Source organism: Microtetraspora sp. AC03309, from assembly GCF_020826795.1.
Taxonomy (GTDB): domain Bacteria; phylum Actinomycetota; class Actinomycetes; order Streptosporangiales; family Streptosporangiaceae; genus Microtetraspora; species Microtetraspora glauca.
Genome location: NZ_JADDIL010000657.1, coordinates 1 through 375, shown reverse-complemented (window position 1 = coordinate 375; position 375 = coordinate 1). Strand labels below are relative to the sequence as shown.

Here is a 375-nt window from a genome sequence, read left to right as displayed (position 1 = left end):
TGAGCGGCTCAAGCAGGCCGGCATCACGCCGGTCTGGTCGATCAACCACGGTCCGACCACCTCGTTGTACTACGAGGACCCGGACGGGGTCCGGCTGGAGTTCCAGACCGAGAACTTCGCGACGGCGAAGGAGACCGCGGACTACTTTCTCAGCGGTGCGTTCGCCGAGAATCCCATCGGGGTCAATTTCGAACCCGACTATCTGCTGGAGCGGCTGCGCAACGGCGACGACCCAGCCGAGCTGCGCCGGCAGGGATCCGGTACCCGCCCCGGCGCCAAGGTGCGGCGTGCGCTGACGTGGAAGACGCTGTGAGGGACGGACATGAAAAACGGCAACGCGATGATCAGGTTGACGGGTGTGGTCGGCGTAATGGC

The 375-nt window shown here is 65.1% G+C and carries 1 pseudogene; it reads left to right on the top strand.

From position 1 onward, the window contains the following. A pseudogene (locus IMZ11_RS44815) lies at window positions 1–313 on the top strand (hypothetical protein); the annotation flags it as partial. Window positions 314–375 lie beyond the last annotated feature (62 nt).